21 protein-coding genes are annotated in these 22466 nt (G+C 35.9%); 10 read left to right on the top strand and 11 right to left on the bottom strand.

What is annotated here, in order from left to right:
- Positions 1-4437, top strand: coding sequence for a glutamate synthase-related protein (locus tag NLJ82_RS02795; protein ID WP_000933000.1), 4437 nt, complete (start codon positions 1-3; stop codon positions 4435-4437).
- Positions 4438-4697: 260 nt separating this feature from the next.
- The gene (locus NLJ82_RS02790; protein ID WP_000765784.1) at positions 4698-5786 is read left to right on the top strand and encodes an aromatic acid exporter family protein; all 1089 of its coding nucleotides are present in this window, start codon (positions 4698-4700) and stop codon (positions 5784-5786) included.
- Between the two features lie 13 nt (positions 5787-5799).
- Here the strand turns inward: NLJ82_RS02790 and NLJ82_RS02785 are convergent, their stop codons facing one another.
- The 4 genes from NLJ82_RS02785 to NLJ82_RS02770 all read right to left on the bottom strand — a co-directional run bounded on the left by NLJ82_RS02785 (position 5800) and on the right by NLJ82_RS02770 (position 9127).
- Positions 5800-7560, bottom strand: a complete 1761-nt coding sequence (locus tag NLJ82_RS02785) for an ABC transporter ATP-binding protein (protein ID WP_001161629.1) — start codon at positions 7558-7560, stop codon at positions 5800-5802.
- 54 nt (positions 7561-7614) lie between these two features.
- A complete protein-coding gene (gene ntdP / locus NLJ82_RS02780; RefSeq protein ID WP_000506628.1) occupies positions 7615-8145 on the bottom strand; it encodes a nucleoside tri-diphosphate phosphatase in 531 nt (176 codons plus the stop codon).
- A gap of 251 nt (positions 8146-8396) precedes the next feature.
- On the bottom strand, positions 8397-8657 hold the full coding sequence (locus NLJ82_RS02775; RefSeq protein WP_000997582.1) for a YgaB family protein: 261 nt from the start codon (positions 8655-8657) through the stop codon (positions 8397-8399).
- A gap of 188 nt (positions 8658-8845) precedes the next feature.
- Positions 8846-9127 carry a gamma-type small acid-soluble spore protein gene (locus tag NLJ82_RS02770; protein ID WP_000039045.1) on the bottom strand — a complete coding sequence of 94 codons (282 nt, stop codon included), beginning with the start codon at positions 9125-9127 and terminating at the stop codon, positions 8846-8848.
- A 125-nt stretch (positions 9128-9252) separates the two neighbouring features.
- On the opposite strand from NLJ82_RS02770, the gene yfhS reads away from it, so the two are divergent.
- Entirely contained in the window at positions 9253-9477 is a 225-nt protein-coding gene (gene yfhS, locus NLJ82_RS02765) for a mother cell protein YfhS (RefSeq protein ID WP_000289263.1), read from the top strand.
- 188 nt (positions 9478-9665) lie between these two features.
- Here the strand turns inward: yfhS and mutY are convergent, their stop codons facing one another.
- A complete protein-coding gene (mutY, locus tag NLJ82_RS02760) occupies positions 9666-10763 on the bottom strand; it encodes an A/G-specific adenine glycosylase (RefSeq protein WP_000171405.1) in 1098 nt (365 codons plus the stop codon).
- Between the two features lie 149 nt (positions 10764-10912).
- On the opposite strand from mutY, the gene NLJ82_RS02755 reads away from it, so the two are divergent.
- Positions 10913-11893, top strand: a complete 981-nt coding sequence (locus NLJ82_RS02755; protein WP_000379127.1) for a metal-dependent hydrolase — start codon at positions 10913-10915, stop codon at positions 11891-11893.
- Between the two features lie 24 nt (positions 11894-11917).
- Here the strand turns inward: NLJ82_RS02755 and NLJ82_RS02750 are convergent, their stop codons facing one another.
- Positions 11918-12184, bottom strand: coding sequence for a YfhJ family protein (locus tag NLJ82_RS02750; RefSeq protein WP_000998157.1), 267 nt, complete (start codon positions 12182-12184; stop codon positions 11918-11920).
- A 121-nt stretch (positions 12185-12305) separates the two neighbouring features.
- Between NLJ82_RS02750 and NLJ82_RS02745 the strand changes: the two genes are divergently transcribed.
- On the top strand, positions 12306-12464 hold the full coding sequence (locus tag NLJ82_RS02745; RefSeq protein ID WP_000517891.1) for a small, acid-soluble spore protein K: 159 nt from the start codon (positions 12306-12308) through the stop codon (positions 12462-12464).
- A 37-nt stretch (positions 12465-12501) separates the two neighbouring features.
- Positions 12502-12654, top strand: a complete 153-nt coding sequence (locus tag NLJ82_RS02740) for a YpzG family protein (protein WP_000122093.1) — start codon at positions 12502-12504, stop codon at positions 12652-12654.
- Positions 12655-12718: 64 nt separating this feature from the next.
- On the opposite strand, the gene NLJ82_RS02735 is transcribed toward NLJ82_RS02740, so the two are convergent.
- Positions 12719-13036, bottom strand: coding sequence for a YfhH family protein (locus tag NLJ82_RS02735; RefSeq protein ID WP_001057035.1), 318 nt, complete (start codon positions 13034-13036; stop codon positions 12719-12721).
- Between the two features lie 9 nt (positions 13037-13045).
- Positions 13046-13858: a recombination regulator RecX gene (gene recX, locus NLJ82_RS02730; protein ID WP_000268522.1), complete on the bottom strand. Its 813-nt coding sequence runs from the start codon at positions 13856-13858 to the stop codon at positions 13046-13048.
- 81 nt (positions 13859-13939) lie between these two features.
- Between recX and NLJ82_RS02725 the strand changes: the two genes are divergently transcribed.
- The 4 genes from NLJ82_RS02725 (at position 13940) to NLJ82_RS02710 (ending at position 17145) form a co-directional block, all read left to right on the top strand.
- A complete protein-coding gene (locus NLJ82_RS02725) occupies positions 13940-14845 on the top strand; it encodes a TIGR01777 family oxidoreductase (RefSeq protein WP_000684392.1) in 906 nt (301 codons plus the stop codon).
- Positions 14846-14985: 140 nt separating this feature from the next.
- Positions 14986-16116 (top strand): amidohydrolase, encoded by a 1131-nt coding sequence (locus NLJ82_RS02720; RefSeq protein ID WP_000698303.1) that lies wholly within the window; start codon positions 14986-14988, stop codon positions 16114-16116.
- Between the two features lie 241 nt (positions 16117-16357).
- The gene (locus NLJ82_RS02715) at positions 16358-16915 is read left to right on the top strand and encodes a GNAT family N-acetyltransferase (protein ID WP_000914738.1); all 558 of its coding nucleotides are present in this window, start codon (positions 16358-16360) and stop codon (positions 16913-16915) included.
- Positions 16916-17025: 110 nt separating this feature from the next.
- Positions 17026-17145 carry a YfhE family protein gene (locus NLJ82_RS02710; protein WP_000358480.1) on the top strand — a complete coding sequence of 40 codons (120 nt, stop codon included), beginning with the start codon at positions 17026-17028 and terminating at the stop codon, positions 17143-17145.
- A gap of 364 nt (positions 17146-17509) precedes the next feature.
- Here NLJ82_RS02710 and NLJ82_RS02705 read toward each other — a convergent pair whose 3' ends face one another.
- From NLJ82_RS02705 to pflB, 3 genes are all read right to left on the bottom strand, one after another.
- Positions 17510-18676 carry a diglucosyl diacylglycerol synthase gene (locus NLJ82_RS02705; RefSeq protein ID WP_000594713.1) on the bottom strand — a complete coding sequence of 389 codons (1167 nt, stop codon included), beginning with the start codon at positions 18674-18676 and terminating at the stop codon, positions 17510-17512.
- 412 nt (positions 18677-19088) lie between these two features.
- Entirely contained in the window at positions 19089-19820 is a 732-nt protein-coding gene (gene pflA, locus NLJ82_RS02700) for a pyruvate formate-lyase-activating protein (RefSeq protein ID WP_000238472.1), read from the bottom strand.
- A gap of 69 nt (positions 19821-19889) precedes the next feature.
- Entirely contained in the window at positions 19890-22139 is a 2250-nt protein-coding gene (gene pflB / locus NLJ82_RS02695; protein WP_000195487.1) for a formate C-acetyltransferase, read from the bottom strand.
- Positions 22140-22466: the final 327 nt, after the last annotated feature.

Here is a 22466-nt window from a genome sequence, read left to right as displayed (position 1 = left end):
ATGCTCAATAAAACAAACACATGGACACCGTCTTTATTTCGAGATTACAAAAATGCGGAACACGATGCGTGTGGAATCGTTTCCGTTATGGAGAAACGAAAAATTCCTACAAAAGAAAATATTGACCTTTGCATACAATCGCTCGTCAAAATGAATCATAGAGCTGGTTTCATTAATGGCGAAGGCGATGGAATCGGTATTCACATTGATGTACCAAAATCACTTTGGAATGAAAAATTAAAAAGTAGCGGATATAATCCAACGATCGTGGATCATCCCCACTTTATCGTTGGACATTTTTTTCTAAACAAAAACGAAAATATAGTTAATTTAAAAAATCATATTCGTACACAACTAAACAACGAAAACTTTGCAATTCTTTTCGAAAGTGATGATGTAATAAACTCCGATGCACTCGGTCCACTTGGTAAACAAGAAGAACCTTTATTTTGGCAAGTTGCTCTTATCGCAGAAAATGAAGTTACAAATATTGAGCAAACATTATTTACAGTAACGATAAAAATAGAAGAAAATGAAGCGATTCATGTTGCTTCCTTAAGTCGTGATCACGTTGTATATAAAGTTCTCGGTGCTGGGGATACACTTGTTGCCTATTACAATGATTTACAACACCCACTTATTGCTTCAACTATGACACTAGGACATAATCGCTATTCTACTAATACATTATCTAACTTCTTTCGTGTACAACCATTTAGTATCCTCGGACATAATGGTGAAATTAACACAATTGCAAAATTACGCGATCAAGCTGAAATGATTCACGTTCCACTTACTGCTGGGGGCAGTGACTCCCAAGATTTAAACCGCACCTTAGAAACTCTACTTGTTCAATACAACTACAGTTTATTTGAAGCAATGGATATACTATTCCCGCCAATTATTAATGAAATTAAACTTTATGAACCACATTTACAAGATTTATATACGTATATACGTGAAGCATGGGGCCATTTTGCACAAGGTCCAGCCGGCATTATTTCACGTTATAAAGATGAAGCTGTTTTCAGCGTGGATTCCCTTGGGCTAAGACCAGTATGGAAAGTAGAGACAGAAAGCTCTTATATTTTCTCTTCTGAACCTGGAGTTGTATCCCCAACTGAATATGTAGCAGAACCAAAACCACTCGCTCCAGGGGAAAAAGTCGGACTAAAGTGGAATGAACAAGATGAGCTTGTTCTTTATGAATATGACAAATACCAAGCTCAAGTATATGACCGTTTTAAAAAACGAGTGGATACTAAAGATTATCATTTAAACTTATCTACCCCTGAAACGAAAGAAATCCAAGGATTATGTGATTCTATGCAAGTTGACACAAAACAATACGTTGCTTTCGGATGGGATCGTGAACATATTCAGCTTCTTGAACAGATGGCAACAAAAGGTGTTGAACCAATTCGCTCACTTGGGCATGACTCACCACTCGCTGCACTTGATACTGATAGACGAAATATCGCTGACTTCATTAAGGAAAGTGTAGCTGTTGTTACAAATCCAGCAATCGATCGCGATCGAGAAGTTGAACACTTCTCCACACGAACGATACTTGGCAAACGTCCAAGTTTATTGGCTGATGCTAAACAGCCATTTGTAGTTGAGATGCTTTCCCCAATCATTTTAGAAGGAAGTGTAGCACAATCTATTGTAGAAGAATTACACACAATTACGTACGAGCAACTTATACAACTATTCAATACTCATAGCTCTATCGCTACAATCTCTGCTACATTCAGTCAGGCAGAAACTTTACAATGTGCCTTAAGTCGAATTAGCTCTGAAGCGATAACAGCCGTGAACGATGGAGCTTCCCTATTATTAATAGACGATGCTGATGCTCACCTAAATGGACGATTATGGATTGATCCTCATTTAGTTACCGCGAAAGTACATCAAGTATTAAGCGAAAATAAATTACGCCGAAACTGCTCTCTCGTTATACGTTCTGGTGCCCTTCGCTCCTTACACGATATCGTCACACTGTATGGATTAGGAGCAGATAGTATCAATCCATATTTACTATTTGCAACCGTAAATGATGGGACAAAAACACCAATTACGAATTTATATCATGCACTTAATAAAGGACTGGAAAAAGTCATTTCAACAATTGGAATTCATGAATTGCGTGGTTACGGTCGCCTCTATTCTTCTATCGGGTTACATGAAGAAATCGCAAATATATTGCAAATTACAAATTTCTTAGGTTCAAATGATTTAGCTTTTTCTCTTGAATCACTTGCTGAAGATGCACAAATGCGAGCGAACGATTATAACAATCCTAAAGTTAGAATGCGAAAATCTTTTCATATATTCCCGCGAATTTGGAAAGCAATCGGCGATGTTGCAAAGGGAAACTCTTATGATGATTACCGTGAAAAATTAAGTGAATTAGAAGAAAATAACCCAATCGCAATTAGACATCTTGTTCAAACGAAAGAAACAAAACATGTCGTTCCGGCTGAAGAAGTGTCCATCAGTATTCAAAATCATGATTTACCATTTATTATTAGTTCCATGTCATTCGGTTCTCAAAATGAAATTGCCTTTCGTGCATATGCAGAAGCAGCCGATCAGCTAAATATGATTAGTTTGAACGGTGAAGGCGGCGAAATTAAAGATATGATTGGAAAATATCCACATACACGTGGACAACAAATCGCGTCCGGACGATTTGGCGTAAACGCCGAACTACTCAATTCATCAAACTTAATTGAAATAAAAATTGGGCAAGGTGCCAAGCCTGGTGAAGGTGGACATTTGCCAGGTTCAAAAGTAACAGCCAAAATCGCTGAAGCGCGTAATGCTACAATTGGCTCTGATTTAATTTCACCTTCTAACAACCATGATATTTATTCCATTGAAGATTTGGCTCAAATGATTACAGAAATTAAAACAGCTAATCAGCTTGCAAAAGTAGCTGTAAAAGTTCCTGTCGTCCCTAACATTGGAACAATTGCTGTCGGTATCGCAAAAGCTGGTGCTGATTTTATTAACATTAGCGGATTTGATGGTGGTACAGGTGCCGCACGTATTCACGCATTGCAACATGTAGGGCTTCCTGTAGAAATTGGTGTGAAAGCCGCTCACAATGCTTTATTAGAAGCAAATATGAGACATAAAGTAGAAATTTGGGCTGATGGTGGTATTCGAAGTGTGAATGATGCCTTGAAAATTATGCTCCTTGGAGCAAACCGCATTGGATTTGGTACATTATCCATGATTGCAATTGGCTGTACAACTTGCCGCGGATGTCATCTAGATACTTGCCACGTTGGAATCGCAACACAGATTGAATCTGAAGCTCAAGCGAAAGAACACGGATTACGCCGCTTCGTCCCGCGTGAATTAGAAAGCGCCGTGGCTGGATTATTACATTTATTCACTACTTTTGGCGAAGAACTAAAACGATTAACAGGAAATCTCGGCTATACAAATTTACAAGAAATTGTCGGGCGTTCCGATTTATTAGAACAAGTTCGAGGCAAAAATTTATTAAACTTATGTAATTTACTACAAACGATAGAACATCCATCTAGTACAAAAACAGAACACGTACTAGAAAAACAATTTGAAACAATTCATTCTCCTCATTCAAAAGAATTAGTAGGCGTTGGCGTAGAGCAACGCGTTATGGGTGGTCTAGAATCTTGTTATCGCGTTCGTAGTAAATTATATGAAGACACGAAGCTTGAACCACTTACATTAAAGTATACGAATGGCTCGATTCCTGGAAATGGATTAGGTGCTTACAATAGTGAGAACTTATTTATACACGTAAACGGCGGCGCACAAGATGGTATTGGTAAAACCTCCTTTGGTGGTGGTATTTATATAACGAAAGCAAAAGGAAAAGACGGTCTATATTATAACGGTTCTGTCGGAAAAGGTTTTGGATACGGTGCACAAAAAGGGGCGCTATACGTTCAAGGTAACGCTGATGCTCGCGCTGGCATTCGCCTCTCTGGAGCAGACATGATAATTGGCGGACGCATGACAAAGCCACTCCGTGAAAAAGAGCAAGGGAATATAGGAGCATACTCTAATATTAAAGGTTTCGCTTTTGAATATATGACAAATGGGCGCGCTCTTGTTTTAGGGGATCCTGGTCCATGGATTTGCGCTGGTATGACTGGCGGGGTTGTTTATTTACGCCATGATTCAAGCTTAGGTTTAACAGAACAGGCATTAAAAAGAAGAATCGCAAAAGGAGCAAATGTTACATTACAACCAATTAGTAAAAATGGTGTGCAAGATGTGACCGAGTTATTACTAGATTATATTCGTGTATTAAATGAACATGAGCAATACGAGGAAGTTGCTTTGTTAACACCGTTACTCGATGATATGCAGCAACAGTTTTTTGAAATCATCCCGAAAAAAGAGCAGGCTGATCCATCTATCTCAACAGAGTGATATGCCTAATTTTCATCTTCAAGAAAAAAATTGACGAAGTACACTTCTCATAGTAATCTATAGTAACAATTTGAAACCTGCTGAAATTCAGCAGGTTTTTTTACTAAAAATTGATGTTTAAAAAGAATTAGGAAAAAGTATAAAATGAATCTTAATTTCTTATTAACGTCACTAAAATATCACTTGCTAACATATTGTAATGAATGTATAGTATCATGTTGTACATTCATTATGACAAGAGAAAGGATCTTATTAAGGGTATGAAACTTGGTGCTCGCATTTTAAAAACGGGTATTGCCATCACATTAGCTTTATTTGCTTGTATTTTACTTAACTTACCGAGTCCAGTATTTGCGGGAATCTCAGCTATCTTCGCTGTTCAACCGTCTGTATACCGTTCGTATTTAACTGCACTTGAACAAATTCAAGCAAACGTCATTGGTGCGGTATTCGCTATCGCATTCGCTACTGCTTTTGGACATAATCCTTTTATTATTGGATTAACATGTATATTAGTAATTGCTCTTACATTGCAATTACGATTAGAAAACACAATATCAATTGCTTTAGTAACAGTTATCGCTATTATGGAGTATCAAGGTGAAGATTTCTTTAGTTTTGCCTTACTTCGATTTGCGACGATTATGGTTGGAATTATTGCGGCTTCACTTGTAAATTTAGTGTTTATGCCGCCAAAATACGAAACAAAGTTATATCATCGCATCGTTGATAATACAGAAGAAATTGTAAAATGGATTCGTATGAATAGCAGGCAAGCTTCTGATTTTACAACATTAAAAACTGATATTGATCGTATGAAAGAAAAAATGATCAAACTAAACCATTACTATTTGCTGTATAAAGAAGAAAGAAGCTATACGAAAAAAGTAAAGTTCGCAAAAATTCGTAAGCTTGTTTTATTCAGACAAATGTTAGCGACGACAAGTCGTGCTTTAAGTACGTTAAAATCATTACATCGTACTGAAAACGAACTGCGCTATATGCCAGAAGAATTCCAGGAATCTATTCAGAACGAACTTGATTCATTAACACATTATCATGAACAAGTTTTATTAAAATTTATTGGTAAAGCAAAAAAACAACAGTCCGTTGAAATGCTTGATGAAGTTGAAACAGGTAAACAGGAATTAATTGATATCTTTATGGAATATCAAAACAAGGATGATGAAGAGGCATATAAAACATGGCTACATCTCTTCCCTCTTATTTCTGCTATTATTAACTATAGTGAAGAAGTAGAGCATTTAGATTTACTTGTGGATAGCTTCTACACATACCATAAACCAGAAGCAGAACTCAAAATCGACGATAAAAAAGAAGACGAATAAAAAACAGCTCCTTTTACGCTAAAGGAGCTGTTTCTGTTATATGTTGAAGTTGATATAAATTGTGGTAATATCCTCTTTTTTTCATTAATTCTTCATGAGATCCTGTTTCTTTAATTTCACCATCTTCAATGTAAATAATCGTATCCACATGCGTAATCGTCGCCAATCGATGCGCAATTATGATCGTCGTTCGATCAGCAGCTAACGTCTGAAGCGCCTCTTGAATATATCTTTCATTTTCTAAATCCAAAGCGGAAGTCGCTTCATCTAATATAAGTAACGATGGATTCTTTAAAAACACGCGTGCAATCGCTACACGTTGCCTTTGCCCACCAGATAACTTCACACCGCGTTCCCCGACGACAGTATCATAACCATCAGGTAACTCAATAATAAAATCATGAATTTGCGCAGCTTTGGCAGCTGCAATTACTTCTTCCTCTGTAGCTTTCGGATTCCCATATAAAATATTTGCCCCGATTGTATCGCTAAATAACAAATTATCTTGCAGTACAATTCCAATATGACTACGTAAATTTCTCATATCATACTTTCTAACATCTATCCCATCTACATAAACTGTGCCTGAAGAGACATCATAGAAACGCGGGATTAAACTAGCAAGAGATGACTTCCCTCCCCCACTCGCTCCTACAAGTGCTACCTTCTCTCCTGGCAATATAGTTAACGAAAGGTTATGTAATACCTCTTTTTCATCCGAGTTGTAACGAAAAGATACATTATCAAATATCACTTCACCATTTAATTTTTTCGTTTGTACCGCACCTTGTACATTCACAATATCGTATTTTTCGTCTAACAGTTCAAACACCCGATCCATCGATGCAAAAGACTGTGTTAATGTCGTAGAGGAATTAACAAGGCGGCGAAGTGGACTATACAAACTATCCATATATCCAACAAAGGCAACCATAGTTCCTAAGGTTAACTGCCCCTGAATCACTTCATACGCCGCAAAACCGATCACGAGTAACGGCCCTAAATCTGTTAACGTATTTACTGCCGAAAATGTTCTCGCCGTCCAACTCGTATGTGTTAACGCTTTCGTCAAAAATTCATTATTTCTTTTTTCAAATTGCTTCCCTTCATACTCTTCTAATGCAAAGCTACGTGTCACTTGCATCCCTTGAATACGTTCATGTAAATACCCTTGCATCGTTGCTAACGCTTGTGAACGCTCTTTCGTCAATTTTCGAAGACGCCCGAAAAAATATTTCACTGCCACTACATAAATAGGTAAAATTAATAGCGCAACAAATGTCAATTTTATATTCATAGAAAACATAACAATGATAGCGATAGCAATTGTTGCCGTGTCTAACCAAACATTCATCAAACCAGTAATTACAAAATCCTTCGTTTGTTCTACATCATGAATGACGCGCGAAATAATCTCCCCTGTTTTTGTATTCGAATAATAACGTAAACTCAACTTTTGTAAATGACCAAAAATATGTTTTCGCAAATCATATAGTATTGTATTTGCGATACGCTGTGCAAAATATTGACGATAATATTCAATCGGTGGTCTTAACACTGCAAAAATAAAAAAAGCAATCCCAATCGCTGTTACTAGTTGGGACGTCTTATCTTGAAGTGACCCTCCGCCCTGAATGACATCATCAATAATATACTTTAATAACCACGGCATAATGAGCGGGATGCCGAATTTAACTAGACCAATCATAATCGTAATAGCAATAAGCCATCGATATGGTTTAACAAATTGCAAATATCTTTTTATACCTTGCACATAATCCCCCCTCTAATAGGACAAACCTGCGGGGAAATCCCCTGCAGGTTTGTTTTAATTTCTGTACATTAAATATCTCTCATACCACATATCTACAAAGTCTGGTGCGAATGGCCCTTTTCTTTGATGAATCCATTGTGTTAGTTGTGCTACATTTCGTTTTAAAATCGTATCAATTACAGGTGGATATTGCATAATTTGACTATGTTTTTCATATTCATCTTCATCTAAAAGTGTATATGTCATATCTGGATACACTTTAATATCTAAATCATAATCAATATACTTTAACGCTTCAGAATCATATGCAAAAGGTGAGCTTAAATTACAATAATAATATACGCCCTCTTCCCTTAACATTCCAATCACATTAAACCAGTAGTTTGCATGAAAATAACAAATTGCTGGTTCACGAGTAATCCATGTTCGGCCATCTGATTCTGTCACTACTGTACGATCATTTGCTCCGATCACAAGACTTTGTGTCCCTTTTAAAATCGTTGTCTCTTCCCACATTCTATGAATGGAGCCATTATGTTTATAACTATGTATTTGTACTTTTTCTCCTTCTTTGGGAAATCCCATATATGCTCCCTTCCTTCAACTGCAAATGCCCTTTGAACTGCATTCACTTTTTTTCTATTATAACTTTTTTGTCGAAATTTTAAAACTAAAGCGATAAGACTCTATATTTTACACTGAATACGATATCCTTAATCCTATTAAGAAACAAGGATCTTCGCTTAACATTTTATAAAGGAAGAAATGAGAATAAAAAAAGTCCTTCCTCATTTCCATGTACAGAAGGACCTTTCACCTAAAGGCAACAATATATCTTATCCTAAATTTGAAATCATTTTTTCAGTTTCAAAAGATTGAATCACACTATTTGTTTGCTCTTCAAATTTCTCATGTAATAGCTTGAGCGCTAATTCTGTTCTATATATTTCTTGGCGGATAAAATGTAATTCCTTTTTATCGCACGTATCCTTTTCGCTCATTTCAATTTGCTGATACTTCTCTAGGTGAGCTTGTAACTTCAACAACTCATCCATCGTTTCCAATTGCTCTCCTACCAACTTATCAAAATCGTTCATTACTTACCCCCTTTTGGACTTATTTATCATTTATTATTCCTCATTACATATTTCTAATCTTTAACTTCCTTCTCCTTTGACTACATTTGTTGACTTATTAGAAGTTATGTCGTTCGTTTTATTTTCATTCCCATGACCAAAGCACAAAGAAAACACTTCTCTCGAATTAGAGAAGTGTCTTTCTTTCATTACTGATTTGAACTAGAAGATTGTGATTGTTTTGCAGCTGATTGTGCATTTTGTTTTTTCACAGCATGCACGTCTGTTTCAGTTGCAAATTCAGTACCATAACTAGCGTTTGCACTTTGTGCACCAGAAGCTTGTGCTTTCTTCGCTTCTGATTGTGCGTTTGCTTGTTTTACTGCTTGCACATCTGTTTCAGTTGAAAACTCTGTACCATAACTAGCATTTGTACTTTGAATGCTAGCACCAGAAGTTGCCTTGTTATAACCTTGTTGTTTTTTACTCATCTTTCTCACCTCCACAATCAATAATGTAACCAATTCAACTAGAAGCTATCCGTAATTTTCTTTTGAAAAAATTCCGCATATATCTCTTGTTACTCATTCAAACTATAGAAAATGGAGGTGGGAATATGTATGTAGGACGCGATATGACTGAACTAACGATGGTTTCAAAAAGTGAGTGGAAAGAAGATGAATTGGCTTATTTTCATCATTCATTACAACAGATTTTGCCGTATTTAAATGCAGAAGGTCAAAGTATCTACAAAGAAATTGTAATAGAAATTGAATCAAGAGGCGGCTTACAAGAAGGTGATGCTAGTTGGACTCATGGGACAAAAATTTCTTACGATTAAAAAAGTGTTCCCAATCTAGGGAACACTTTTTTTGTTTATCCCGCTTTAATGGGCAGTAAGACCCCCACCTCAAAATGCAGCGAAAGCAAAGAAGTGAGGTGGGGGTCGGGCTGCCCATAAAAGTCCGATTGGTGAGGGCTGATAATCAGTGGGGGATGAAGAAAACCCCCACTGATTAAAGTTTCACTTTATTGCATTGTAATTTTCTCAACACAATTCTCATAAATCGTACGATGAGATTTAGAGAAAGGTAACTGCTCAAATGCTTCTTTCGATACAAATTTCAATGTATCTGTTTCAACGATATCACCAGTTACTTTTCCGTAAAATACGAATATATCCCATGTGCGATGTGTAAATGTATGTTGTACATTCATTGCGTATTCATCAATAGAAATCGAGAGCTCAAATTTTTCTTTCATATAATCTGTAAGCTGTTCTTTCTGACTTCGAATCCCTTCGCCAAGTTCAATATTCGGAAACTCCCACATGTTAGCTAATAAACCGGTACTTGGACGTTTATTAATGACGTAACGACCATCTTCAGTTTGAAGTACTCCTGCAACGATCGGTACCATCGTAGGGGCTTTCGCTTTACTTTTTACTGGTAATTCCTTTTGAACACCTTCAGCATATCCCCTGCAATGCTCACGTACAGGACAAAGTAAGCATGCTGGATTTTTAGGAATACAAATCAGTGCTCCTAATTCCATCAAACCTTGATTAAAATAAGATGGATTTTCAGCCGAAATAATTTCACGCACAATCTCTTCAAACACTTTTCTCGTTTTTGGTTTTGCAATGTCATCCCATACTGATAAAATGCGAGATAATACACGCATAACATTTCCGTCAACTGCCGGCTCTGGTATACCATATGCGATACTTAAAATAGCACCTTTTGTATAGGGACCGACTCCCTTTAATTTCTCAATCTTCTTTACATCACTTGGCACAATCCCGCCATATACTTCTTTTACTTCTTTTACGGCTGCATGTAAATTTCGCGCTCTAGAATAATAGCCTAAACCTTCCCATGCTTTTAACACTTCTTCATCATCAGCATTTGCCAAAGCTTCTAGAGTAGGAAACTTCCCCATAAAATTTGCGTAATATGGTTTTACAGCTTCCACTCTAGTTTGCTGCAACATAATTTCCGAAACCCAAACACGGTATGGATCTTTATTTTTACGCCACGGTAAGTCGCGTTGCTCTTTTTCAAACCAACCAATTAAATCATTTTGAAACTGCTCTATGTTAAAATTATTTAATATTTCAAGTGTCAAACTTGATCCCCCTCATTTTTTTGCATATAAGTACTATTATAAAGATTTTAGGAAAAAATTTAAGTAAGATGACATAGGAAATAGAAGGCAAAGGACTTGAGGTATCGAATAAAAAGAGTTACATTAATAAAAAACGGAGGTGGATTTCTATGGACACAGCCACTCACCTTGTTATGGGCGTTACTCTAGGCAGCTTGGCCACGTTAGATCCAGCCATAGCACAAAGTGATATTGGGCCACAAGCAGTTATGCTCGCTACAATTGCTGGTTCTAATATTCCTGATATCGATACAGTTTTAAAATTGCGTAATAACGCTAAATATATAAGAAATCATCGCGGGATTACTCATTCCATTCCTGCAGTGATTCTTTGGTCATTCCTTATAAGTGGCATCTCTTTCGCCTTCTTTTCAGACGCTCCATATTTGCATCTACTACTTTGGTCCTTTATTGCCGTCTTTCTTCATGTCTTTGTAGATATTTTTAATGCCTACGGTACACAAGCATTACGGCCCTTCACAAAAAAATGGGTAGCGCTCGGCATCATTAATACATTTGATACCGTCATTTTCTTTATCCATATACTCGCAATTGCTTGTATGCTCGTAGGTTCCCATAAAGGATATACTGCCTTAGCAGCGTATATATTAATGATTGTTTACTACATCGGACGGATTATGATGCATAGAAATATAAGAAGCGTTGTACAAAAACGTTTCAAACATGTTGAGAAGATAATTATTTCTCCTTCTTATCGATTTTATCATTATCATTTAGCAATCGTTACAACCAATTATTACTACGTTGCTAGATGGCATCGTGGTAACATCATGGTATATGATAAGTTTGATCGGGTACCGTTCCCAGATAATGCTATTATGCGCGCAGCTAAACAAGATGAAAACATCTCAGCATTTTTATCTTTCTCCCCTGTATATCGCTGGGACATTTTCGATTATGATCATTATTATGAAGTTCGATTCATTGATTTGCGATATCGCAGTAAAGACTATTATCCATTCGTTGCAATCGTTCAACTCGATCATAATTTAAATATTATTAGTTCCTATACAGGATGGATTTTTAGTGAAGAAAAACTTCGAAAAAAACTGGAGTTACTTCCACATTAAAAAAAGCGACTTCAGTCGCTTTTTTTAATGTTTCAAATGATCTTCTTGATTGATTAGATGGCTATATTTCGGATTATTTGTACGCATTTCATGAAGGCGTCCTCCATGATTATTAATCCATGATCGCACCACTTGTTCAGTCATTTCTTCTCCTTGATAACGACCTGATTTTGCATAAGTTGTTTGAAAATCTTCCCACAGTAATTCAACCCACGCACGAGCTTGCGCGTAAGAAAGTTTGTCATTTTTGTCTAATAGTTCTTTCGTTAATGCTTCATAAATATCATTCATGTTCTAATCTCCTTTACCTAATTATCCCTTCATTTCTAAAGGATAGTTTCTTCTATTTTGCACATTCTATAATTGATACTTCTTCAAGAGGTATCAACTGATGATGAGGAGGGCGTTCGCAATGGGTAAACAAGCCGAATTTTGGTCTGAGTCAAAAAACAACAGCAAAATCGACGGTCAACCGAAAGCGAAATCACGCTTCGCTTCGAAGCGACCTAACGGCACAATTAACACGCACCCACAAGAACGTATGCGTGCTGCAAATCAGCAGGAAGAGTAGTACAAAGTAATTCAACTTCCTACACGAGGTGATAAAGATGAGCTACCGTGATCGCTTAGATAGTCGTTCTGAATTATTTAACCATACGTGGACTCGTCCGAAACATGCAAAAGCGCAAGTTAACGGACAGACGCAACAAACCCAGTCTCTCATTATCTTGGCGAATGAATGTAAAAAACGCCAATTTTAGAATCTCCTATCTCCTGTAACGCCTACCAAAGATGAAAACCAGAGAGATATTCGCTCTCTGGTTTTCATTTTTCTTGTAATAAAGAAATCGGTATTCCGATCTCTTCATTATCATTTTGCTTATGTCCCCAAGCAAATACCCCATTGAAATACGTAATTTCAAATAATATACCAGGTTCTTCTACTAATTCATACGTTTCACCAATATGGAATTTGTTTATGTCAGTCATATAAGCGCGAGCCATTGCTATCTTTCGCATTAATACATCGAACTCATTTACAATTCCAAGTTGCTCAGCTTTTATTGCTTGCTCTTTCAAAACCCCAATTTCTTCCCTTAGCTCATATGGTGTCATTTCACTGTAGCGTTTTGGCATATTCATTTTATTCCCTCATCCCTCTTCGCGTTTCATTTGCAAAAATATCTCTATCTCATCGATAGAGAATCCTTTGCGATATAACGCTTGTTTCATCTTATTTTCAAATGTCCATCCATCATACTTCTTATATTTTTCATAGTATTTATTCCCATGATAGTGTAACGCTTCTCGTTGCTTTTCGTCATCTTTTTCGTCTTTCAATTCTTCTAAACAAATTTGAATCACATCTCTAGAATATCCTTTACGAACCAGCATTTCGTCTAACTTTAGCTTCATTTGTAAAAAGGAATGCTTTTGATAAGATTTCTTCTTCTTTTCTATAAGAATTAAAGCATTCTCAATTTGCTTTTCCTTCGGATATTCTTGTAAACTATGCGTAATAATTAAATCCTGAACACCTTTATTTAACAACTCTCTTTTAATAACCGTTGGACCTTTTCGATTCACATTACTTTGCGTTCTCGTATATAAAATAGCATACTCTTTATCATTAATATATCGGTCATGTAATAATTTCGAAACGACCTCAGAGATGATGGCTTGTCCAACTTCTTTTTTTCGTAAAAAATCTTCTATTTCTAGTTTCGTTCTCATTTGATAGGATAAATAGGAGATTGCTTGTAAATATGCTTTTTGTACCTCTTCATTGTACAAAATATTTCCTAACGCTATTTCATCAATTTCTAAGCCTTTTTGTAATCCATGTTTTATTAAGATTACTTCATTGACACTAAATCCGTATTCTTCACCTTGACCTTTATCGATATAAATATTAAACCGTTCTTTCGATCGTTTTTGCACTTCTATTTTTGTAATGACAGCCATACTCTCACCTCTCTATTATTTTAACATAGTCAAGGAACGTTTTTGCTTTTCAAGAATATATATAATGAGGAGGAAATAATTGTGAAAATCGCAATTTCTGGTGGTACCGGCTTTATAGGTAAATACCTTTCTACCTTTTTTATTCAAAAAGGATATACTGTTTACATTCTCTCACGAAAAAAAACTGCTGAAACTTCCGATCCTAACCTTCAGTATGTACAATGGACACCAGATTTACAAACCTTCCCCCTCTCTTCTATTGATGTAGTTATTAATCTAGCTGGAGAGTCTATTAATAGTAGATGGACAAAGAAACAAAAGAAAGTCATTTTAAACAGTAGAATTCAAACAACAAAAGGACTCATTAAACAATTGCAGGCACTCCCTACAAAACCACACACATTTATTAACGCAAGTGCAATTGGATACTATGGAACGTCTGAAACCGAGTCTTTTACAGAACAGCATGTGACTCCTGGAAATGACTTTTTAGCAAATACAGTATATTCATGGGAACAAGAAGCATCTAAAGCACGTGCTCTCGGAATACGGACAATCTATGCAAGATTCGGAGTCGTATTAGGTCCAGACGGAGGAGCCCTTCCAAAAATGCTACTTCCCTATCAATTCTATATCGGAGGTACAGTTGGATCTGGAAATCAATGGTTATCATGGATTCATATAGACGATGTCGCTTCCATGATTGATTTCATCATACACAAAGAAGAAATTGATGGACCTCTTAACATTACAGCTCCTGATCCTATAAGAATGAAGGAATTTGGAGAAATCATTGCAACTATAATAAAAAAACCTCATTGGTTACCTGTCCCTTCATTTATGCTTCATGCTTTATTAGGCGAGATGAGCATACTTGTACTAGAAGGGCAACATGTATTACCTAGTAAAGCAATTGAGTATGGGTATCAATACACATTTCCGTCAATAGACCATGCATTACAAAATATACTTTCGCATACAATGTAGTACTTCTAAAACACAGTTTTACAGAGGGCCCTTTCAAAACTTTTATTTTCTAGCATCCGGAGCATTATTACACAAATAATCTTTCAGTTACTTTCCCTTACATTCCATTAACATTATAAAGTAACAGAAATGAGGTACCTATGAAAATATTGCTCAAACAAGCCATTGTCTATCCTATTACATCCCAAAAATTTCAAGGGGATGTACTCGTTATAGGAGAAAAAATTGCTGAGGTCAAGCCTTCCATTCAACCTACTCAAGATATGACAGTTATAGACGCACGTGCTCTTCATCTCTTACCTGGATTTATTGATGTCCATACCCATCTTGGTCTCTATGATGAAGGTACTGGTTGGGCTGGCAATGATGCAAATGAAACGTCTGAAGTTTCAACACCCCATATTCGTTCTTTAGACGGAATCCACCCTTTGGATATTGCATTTCAAGATGCGGTACAAAATGGAATTACAACTGTTCACGTTATGCCAGGAAGTCAAAACATTATCGGTGGTACGACTTGTGTAATAAAAACAGCCGGAACTTGTATTGATCATATGATCATTCAAGAACCTGCTGGCTTAAAGATTGCCTTTGGCGAAAATCCTAAAAAAGTCCATAGTAATGGCACAAAAGAGTCCATTACGCGTATGGGAATTATGGGATTACTTCGGGAATCATTTTATGAAGCACAGCACTACGGGCATGAAGCAGATTTTCGAATGCTTCCTATTTTAAAAGCATTACGCCGTGAAATACCCGTACGTATCCACGCTCACCGAGCAGATGATATTAGTTCCGCTCTACGCTTTGCAACAGAGTTCAATCTTGATTTACGTATTGAACATTGTACAGAAGGACACTTTATTGTTGAAGAACTTTCAAAACACAATTTGAAGGTTTCAGTTGGCCCCACGCTTACACGCCGTTCTAAAATCGAACTAAAAAATAAAACATGGGATACTTACCATATATTATCAAAAAATGGAGTGGAAGTTTCCATCACAACAGATCACCCCTATACACCCATTCAATATTTAAATGTTTGTGCTGCTGTCGCAGTAAGGGAAGGGTTAGACGAAAAAACTGCACTAGAAGGAATCACTATATTTCCAGCGCGAAATTTACGTTTAGAGGATAGAATTGGAAGCATTGAGGCTGGAAAAGACGCTGATCTTGTGCTCTGGACCCATCATCCTTTCCATTATTTAGCCAAGCCTGTACTAACTATGATTGATGGAAAAATAATTTACAAAAAAAATAAAAAAAACTAGTTTATTTTTTTGACTAGATAAAGTATTATACGATTATAAACTGAATGAAACCATAATCAATTTGTGTCGTGATTATCATTTTCAAATTGATGAATGGGGAAGGCAAATGGTGCGCCACCAGCGTTAGAAACTGGTTCTAGTGGGTTCGATTCCCACCCCGAAATTTTTTAAAGATTGATATAAAAATTTCGAGGGTGGGGTGTTTTTTCGTCATGCTACCCTCGTGTGAGGAGGAGTTAGTATGTTGAAAAAACGCGACTTACACGACAGCCACGTTCTATACGAGTTAATGGTGGATCCAGCTGTCTTCCCTTTTGTGCGTCAAAAGGCTTATTCTTATGAGGAATATTTATTTTTAACGAAACAAACGATTGAAGCTGAAGAGCGTGGGGAATTAATTTCACGCACAATTTTAGATGAATGGGGTAACCCTATCGGAACAATTACTTTATTTGATGTGCAAGAAAAAGCCGGATTCCTTGGAACATGGCTTGGCAAACCTTATCACGGAAAAGGCTACAATAAATTGGCAAAAGATTCATTTTTTAGCGAACTTTTCTACGAGTTAGATATTGAAACGATCTTTATGCGTATTCGCAAAATAAATATTCGTTCTATTAAAGCTGCAGAAAAATTACAATATGTAAACCTAGCAAACGAAACAAGAAAGGCCGTTTATGATGAAATTAACGCAAATGAAGAAGTATATAACTTATATGAAATTCCAAAAGATCAATATACACTTGCTACAATGCGAGATACAACGTTCCAAGATTCTCATCACTTAAAAGAAGCATAATCTAAATTTTCAGAAATAATAATTAACCATTAACATTTTGATATATACGTATATCACCCCATGTCTTTGGAAACGATAAATAGTGACTTTAGGACACGAGGTGATTTGTAATGGATAAAAAGAAACGTGATAAAGCAAAAAACGCATTATCTAGTACACAAGAAGTTCTCTACCAACGAGAATTTCGTAAAGCAGATCGCGCAGCGGGTTATCGCTCGAAAAGTATTTAAAGTGAGAATGAATAATTAGAAGTTCTCCCCCCCTAATTATTCATTCTCATTACATATTTTTTCTACGTGATAGAGTAGGAAAAAGGTTCCTTATAAATAAGGAACCTTTTTTATGTGGATAACGTTATCCACATAATTTATAGAATTGTGAATAAATTAGGCAAACCTTTCACCAGTTTATATATCGTAACGCACATCAAATGTTAGAATTGTGGATATTTTTCTAAAAATTGTGGATAATGTGGATATAGTTGTTAATATTCCGACTTTACTGTTTAATGAAAGCGCACTCTTCATGTGGATAAGTCTTTATCTTCGAAAATAATAAAGAACCCTCTTTAAACATACAAAAGAGGGTTTCATATTAAGTAAATGATTGTGCAAGAGCAGGTGATTTAATAGGTATATGATTCGGTTCTACATGGTTTTCTGCCAAAATTGTATCCACAATATGATCAGCTGGCTCTGGACGATAAATGCTTTTCATCGCTTCTTTCATTTGAAGAAGCCTCATATCATCTTGTAATAACGCCTCTGTTTTTGCAAAAACCTCACTATCATCACGAATGACAACTGCAGCCCCTTTTCTTTCAAAGTACATCGCATTTTCATTTTCTTGTCCTGGAACAGGCTTATATAAAATGACAGGTACTTGCAATGCTGCCGCTTCACTTAACGTAATACCGCCTGGCTTTGTAATCATACAAGAAGTAACACGGAATAGTTCATCAATATTTTCTACATAACCAAATACTTTTAATGCATCAGGATTTTTTTCCTGTAACCCTAACAAATCCTGTTTTAACGCTTCATTTTTCCCACAAACAACAACTACTTGTAAATCAGGTACTGACATAAATGATTGGCATAGTTCTTTTACACTTCCTAATACTCCATGAGCACCTGCTACAATTAGTAAAATCTTTTTATTCTTACATAACTGATATTTATTATATATAATATCTGAATTGATCTTTAACTCAAAACTACTACGAATCGGAATTCCAGTTTCAACAATTTGCTCCGCAGGCACACCAATATCAACCATAACTTTTTTTACGTGATCAGTTGCTACAAAATAACGATCTACTTCCCGATGAATCCATATTTTGTGCACACAGAAATCCGTTAATACGTTATACACAGGAATTGAAATACCTGTTTGCTTTTTTAATTCTGGTACAGCTATAATCGGAAACGTATTAATAACAATATCCGGTTTCTCCGCTTGTAAAAGTAATTTCAAACGTTTTCTTCCAAAATTAGCATACCAAGATGCTATTTTTTTATCATAAATTTTTTCCACGCCATAATAAAACAAGCGGTACAATTCTTTTCCTATTGTATAACTTTTTAAATATAAATATTTTGTAATATCGGTTATAACCGGATGTGATTCTCCGAACAAATCGCATACAATTACATCTTTAATTCCTTTTTGGCGAAATGTTTGTTCTAATGTTTTCGCTACTTGCACATGACCGTTTCCGTAATGTGCAGTTAATATTAAAACCTTGGGGTTTTTTATCAAACAAATCCACTCCTAGCTTATTGTTTCTCCATATTGCATATACGACAATAGGAAAAACATTTTCCTTAAAAATTACATAAACAGACTCTAATATTTCTCTTTCAGCTATGTACCTGTCGTGGATATGCAAAGCATATAAGATTGACCCCTTAATCCTATCTGTGCTCATATCTTTACATTATACTTTCCTATAAGAGCTTTCGCAATAACTTACAAATGTTCTCTATTCCATGATACTCACTCTTTTACTTCTTAATTCTTTTTACTATTTTGATTTCCCTTTACAATTATGTAAATTTCTCCACTTATTCCTTACAAAAATATGGATATTCTATTTTCAGTATACTCTTTTCTCCATATATACTCTAGGTTTTATTGTAAAGAAAGCAAAAAGCCTAACCCAACATTTGGATTAGACTGCTTGTAAAATATGTCTTGCTTCTTCTACATTTTTTTCAGTAGGCGGTTCTACATTTGCGAGTGGATACTTATGCCCAAGTGCCTCCCATTTATATACACCAAGCTTATGGTATGGTAGCACTTCAACTTTCTGAACATTAGACAGACTCTGAATAAAACTAGATAGTTTTTGTAGATCCTCCTCATTATCAGTAATACCAGGAACTAATACGTGTCGTACCCAAATCGGTTTATTTTTATCCGATAAATAACGAGCAAATTGTAAAATATGTTCATTTGGTTTTCCTGTTAATTTACGATGTTTCTTTGAATCAATATGTTTCAAATCCAATAAAACTAAATCTGTGTACTCCATTAAAATATCTAGCTTATTTTGGAATTCTGGTTCTTCAGAATAACAACCACCCGAAGAGTCAATTGTTGTATGAATTCCAATTTCCTTACACTTCTTAAATAATTCAATTAAGAAATCTAGTTGTAATAATGGTTCCCCACCACTAACTGTTATACCGCCTCCGGAAGCTTCAATAAAAGGAAGGTAACATGTCACATCCTGCATTACTTCTTCGACTGTTATTTCTTTTCCTTTACCGATCTCCCACGTATCAGCATTATGACAATATTGACAACGTAATAAACACCCTTGTGTAAATATGACATAACGAATTCCTGGGCCATCAACAGTACCACAAGACTCTACAGAATGAATTCTTCCTTTTACCATGTTACTTCCTCCTTTATTGAAACAGCCTCCCTCTGCTATTTATAAAATGCAGAGGGACACTTTTTTCATTTACATGCTTTCATGCATTGTACGGTTAATTACATCGATTTGTTGTTCACGAGTTAATTTAATAAAGTTTACAGCGTAACCAGATACGCGAATTGTTAATTGTGGATATTTCTCAGGATGTTCCATTGCATCCATTAATGTTTCACGGTTAAATACGTTAATATTTAAGTGATGTCCTTCTTTTACTGCATAACCATCAAGCATTGATACTAAGTTACGTACTTGTACTTCATCCTCTTTACCAAGTGCTTTTGGAATAATAGAGAATGTATTAGAAATGCCATCTTGTGCATCTTCATATGGTAATTTAGCTACAGATAATAATGAAGCTAACGCACCTTTTGTATCACGTCCATGCATCGGGTTCGCACCTGGTGCAAATGGTTCTCCAGTACGGCGACCATCTGGAGTGTTACCAGTTTTCTTACCGTATACAACGTTAGATGTGATTGTTAAGATTGACATTGTATGAACAGAATTTCTATATGTTTTATGTTTACGAAGTTTATTCATAAATGTTTTCACAAGATTTACAGCAATTTCATCTACACGGTCATCATTGTTACCGTATTTAGGGAAATCTCCTTCAATTTCAAAGTCAACTGCAATTCCGTTTTCATCGCGAATTGGTTTTACTTTTGCGTATTTAATTGCACTTAAAGAGTCTGCTACTACAGATAGACCCGCGATACCTGTTGCCATTGTACGAAGAACATTTGTATCGTGAAGTGCCATTTCAATACGTTCATAGCTATATTTATCGTGCATGTAGTGAATAACATTTAATGTGTTTAAATATAGACCCGCTAACCATTCCATTGTCATATCAAACTTATGCATAACTTCTTCATAATCTAATACTTCAGAAGTAATCGGTGCGTACTCAGGACCAACTTGTGCTTTAGATTTTTCATCTTTACCACCGTTAATCGCATATAGCAATGCTTTTGCTAAGTTTGCACGTGCACCGAAGAACTGCATTTGTTTACCGATTCTCATTGCAGATACACAACAAGCAATCCCGTAGTCATCGCCGTAGTCAGCACGCATAATGTCATCATTTTCATATTGAATTGCTGATGTTTTAATAGACATTTTCGCACAGTAGTTTTTAAAGTTCTGTGGTAATTGTTTAGACCAAAGAACTGTTAAGTTTGGTTCTGGAGCTGGTCCTAAATTATCTAGTGTATGCAAGAAACGGAATGAGTTCTTTGTTACTAATGGACGGCCATCTAATGCCATACCGCCGATAGACTCAGTTACCCAAGTTGGGTCACCAGAGAATAATTCATTATAATCAGGTGTTCTTGCAAATTTCACAAGACGTAATTTCATAATGAAGTGATCCACAATTTCTTGTACGTCTTCTTCTGTTAAAGTACCATTTGCTAAATCTCTTTCAATATAAATATCTAAGAATGTAGAAGTACGTCCAAGACTCATTGCAGCTCCGTTTTGCTCTTTAATTGCTGCAAGATATGCGAAGTATAACCATTGGAATGCTTCTTGAGCAGTTGTTGCTGGCTTAGAAATATCAAAGCCATGAGAAGCAGCCATTTGTTTTAACTCTTGAAGTGCACGTATTTGTTCAGATAACTCTTCGCGTAAACGCATTGTATCTTCACTCATTACACCGCCAGTTAAATTTAAATCTGCTTTCTTCGCTTCAATTAAATGATCTACTCCATATAATGCTACGCGGCGGTAGTCACCGATAATACGTCCACGTCCGTATGCATCCGGAAGACCCGTAATAACACCTGATTTACGAGCAGCTCTCATTTCTGGTGTATAAGCATCAAATACACCTTGGTTATGAGTTTTTCTCCAATCTCTAAAAATACGACTAAGCTCTTTATCCATTTCGTATCCATAAGATTCACAAGCTTGTTCCGCCATACGAATACCACCATACGGTTGTAAAGAACGTTTAAATGGTTTATCAGTTTGGAAACCGACTACTTTTTCAGTCTCTTTATTTAAATATCCTGGTTCATGTGATGTAATAGAAGAAACAATTTTTGTATCCATATCAAGAACGCCACCGTTTTCACGTTCTTTCGTTGTTAAATCCATTACTTGATCCCAAAGTTGTTTCGTTGCTTCAGTTGCTCCCGCTAAGAAAGATTCGTCTCCCTCGTAAACGTTTACATTATTTAAAATGAAATCGCGAACATCAATCTCTGCTTTCCATTTTTCACCTTTAAAGTTTTCCCATGCATTTTTAACATTTTCTAATACTTGAGTCATCCTAATCTCCTCCATTTTTGATTAGTACAGGACTAAGATTTTTTATATAACAGCTTACACACTTAGAATACTACTTTTTTACGAAAGTGAACGAAATAGTTGTGACATGTTTGTGAAATGTTGAGCAAACTACTATATACATAGTGTTAACTTCATTTTAAAGTCTTTAAAATTAACCCTTTCCTTAATTGTATTTTTTTGGTATTCTTATATACGAGTCCTATTTTGTAATATAAAAACAATACCCATTGTAGAGCTGTAATACTCTTATCTCCTAATCTGTTATAGTTTTTATAACAGAACAAAAAAGTGTACATATGTTGTACA

The organism is Bacillus paranthracis, from assembly GCF_024296885.1.
GTDB classification, from domain to species: Bacteria; Bacillota; Bacilli; order Bacillales; family Bacillaceae_G; genus Bacillus_A; species Bacillus_A paranthracis.
Note: the sequence above shows the minus strand (reverse complement) of the source record. Positions and strands in the feature narration are given on the sequence as shown.

Coding starts and splice junctions, on each gene's coding strand:
- NLJ82_RS02795 (WP_000933000.1), top strand. CDS start 1: ATGCTCAATAAAACAAACACATGGACACCGTCTTTATTTCGAGATTAC.
- NLJ82_RS02790 (WP_000765784.1), top strand. CDS start 4,698: ATGAAACTTGGTGCTCGCATTTTAAAAACGGGTATTGCCATCACATTA.
- ntdP (WP_000506628.1), bottom strand. CDS start 8,145: ATGGGATTTCCCAAAGAAGGAGAAAAAGTACAAATACATAGTTATAAA.
- NLJ82_RS02775 (WP_000997582.1), bottom strand. CDS start 8,657: ATGAACGATTTTGATAAGTTGGTAGGAGAGCAATTGGAAACGATGGAT.
- NLJ82_RS02770 (WP_000039045.1), bottom strand. CDS start 9,127: ATGAGTAAAAAACAACAAGGTTATAACAAGGCAACTTCTGGTGCTAGC.
- yfhS (WP_000289263.1), top strand. CDS start 9,253: ATGTATGTAGGACGCGATATGACTGAACTAACGATGGTTTCAAAAAGT.
- NLJ82_RS02755 (WP_000379127.1), top strand. CDS start 10,913: ATGGACACAGCCACTCACCTTGTTATGGGCGTTACTCTAGGCAGCTTG.
- NLJ82_RS02750 (WP_000998157.1), bottom strand. CDS start 12,184: ATGAATGATATTTATGAAGCATTAACGAAAGAACTATTAGACAAAAAT.
- NLJ82_RS02745 (WP_000517891.1), top strand. CDS start 12,306: ATGGGTAAACAAGCCGAATTTTGGTCTGAGTCAAAAAACAACAGCAAA.
- NLJ82_RS02740 (WP_000122093.1), top strand. CDS start 12,502: ATGAGCTACCGTGATCGCTTAGATAGTCGTTCTGAATTATTTAACCAT.
- NLJ82_RS02735 (WP_001057035.1), bottom strand. CDS start 13,036: ATGAATATGCCAAAACGCTACAGTGAAATGACACCATATGAGCTAAGG.
- recX (WP_000268522.1), bottom strand. CDS start 13,858: ATGGCTGTCATTACAAAAATAGAAGTGCAAAAACGATCGAAAGAACGG.
- NLJ82_RS02720 (WP_000698303.1), top strand. CDS start 14,986: ATGAAAATATTGCTCAAACAAGCCATTGTCTATCCTATTACATCCCAA.
- NLJ82_RS02715 (WP_000914738.1), top strand. CDS start 16,358: ATGTTGAAAAAACGCGACTTACACGACAGCCACGTTCTATACGAGTTA.
- NLJ82_RS02710 (WP_000358480.1), top strand. CDS start 17,026: ATGGATAAAAAGAAACGTGATAAAGCAAAAAACGCATTATCTAGTACA.
- pflA (WP_000238472.1), bottom strand. CDS start 19,820: ATGGTAAAAGGAAGAATTCATTCTGTAGAGTCTTGTGGTACTGTTGAT.
- pflB (WP_000195487.1), bottom strand. CDS start 22,139: ATGACTCAAGTATTAGAAAATGTTAAAAATGCATGGGAAAACTTTAAA.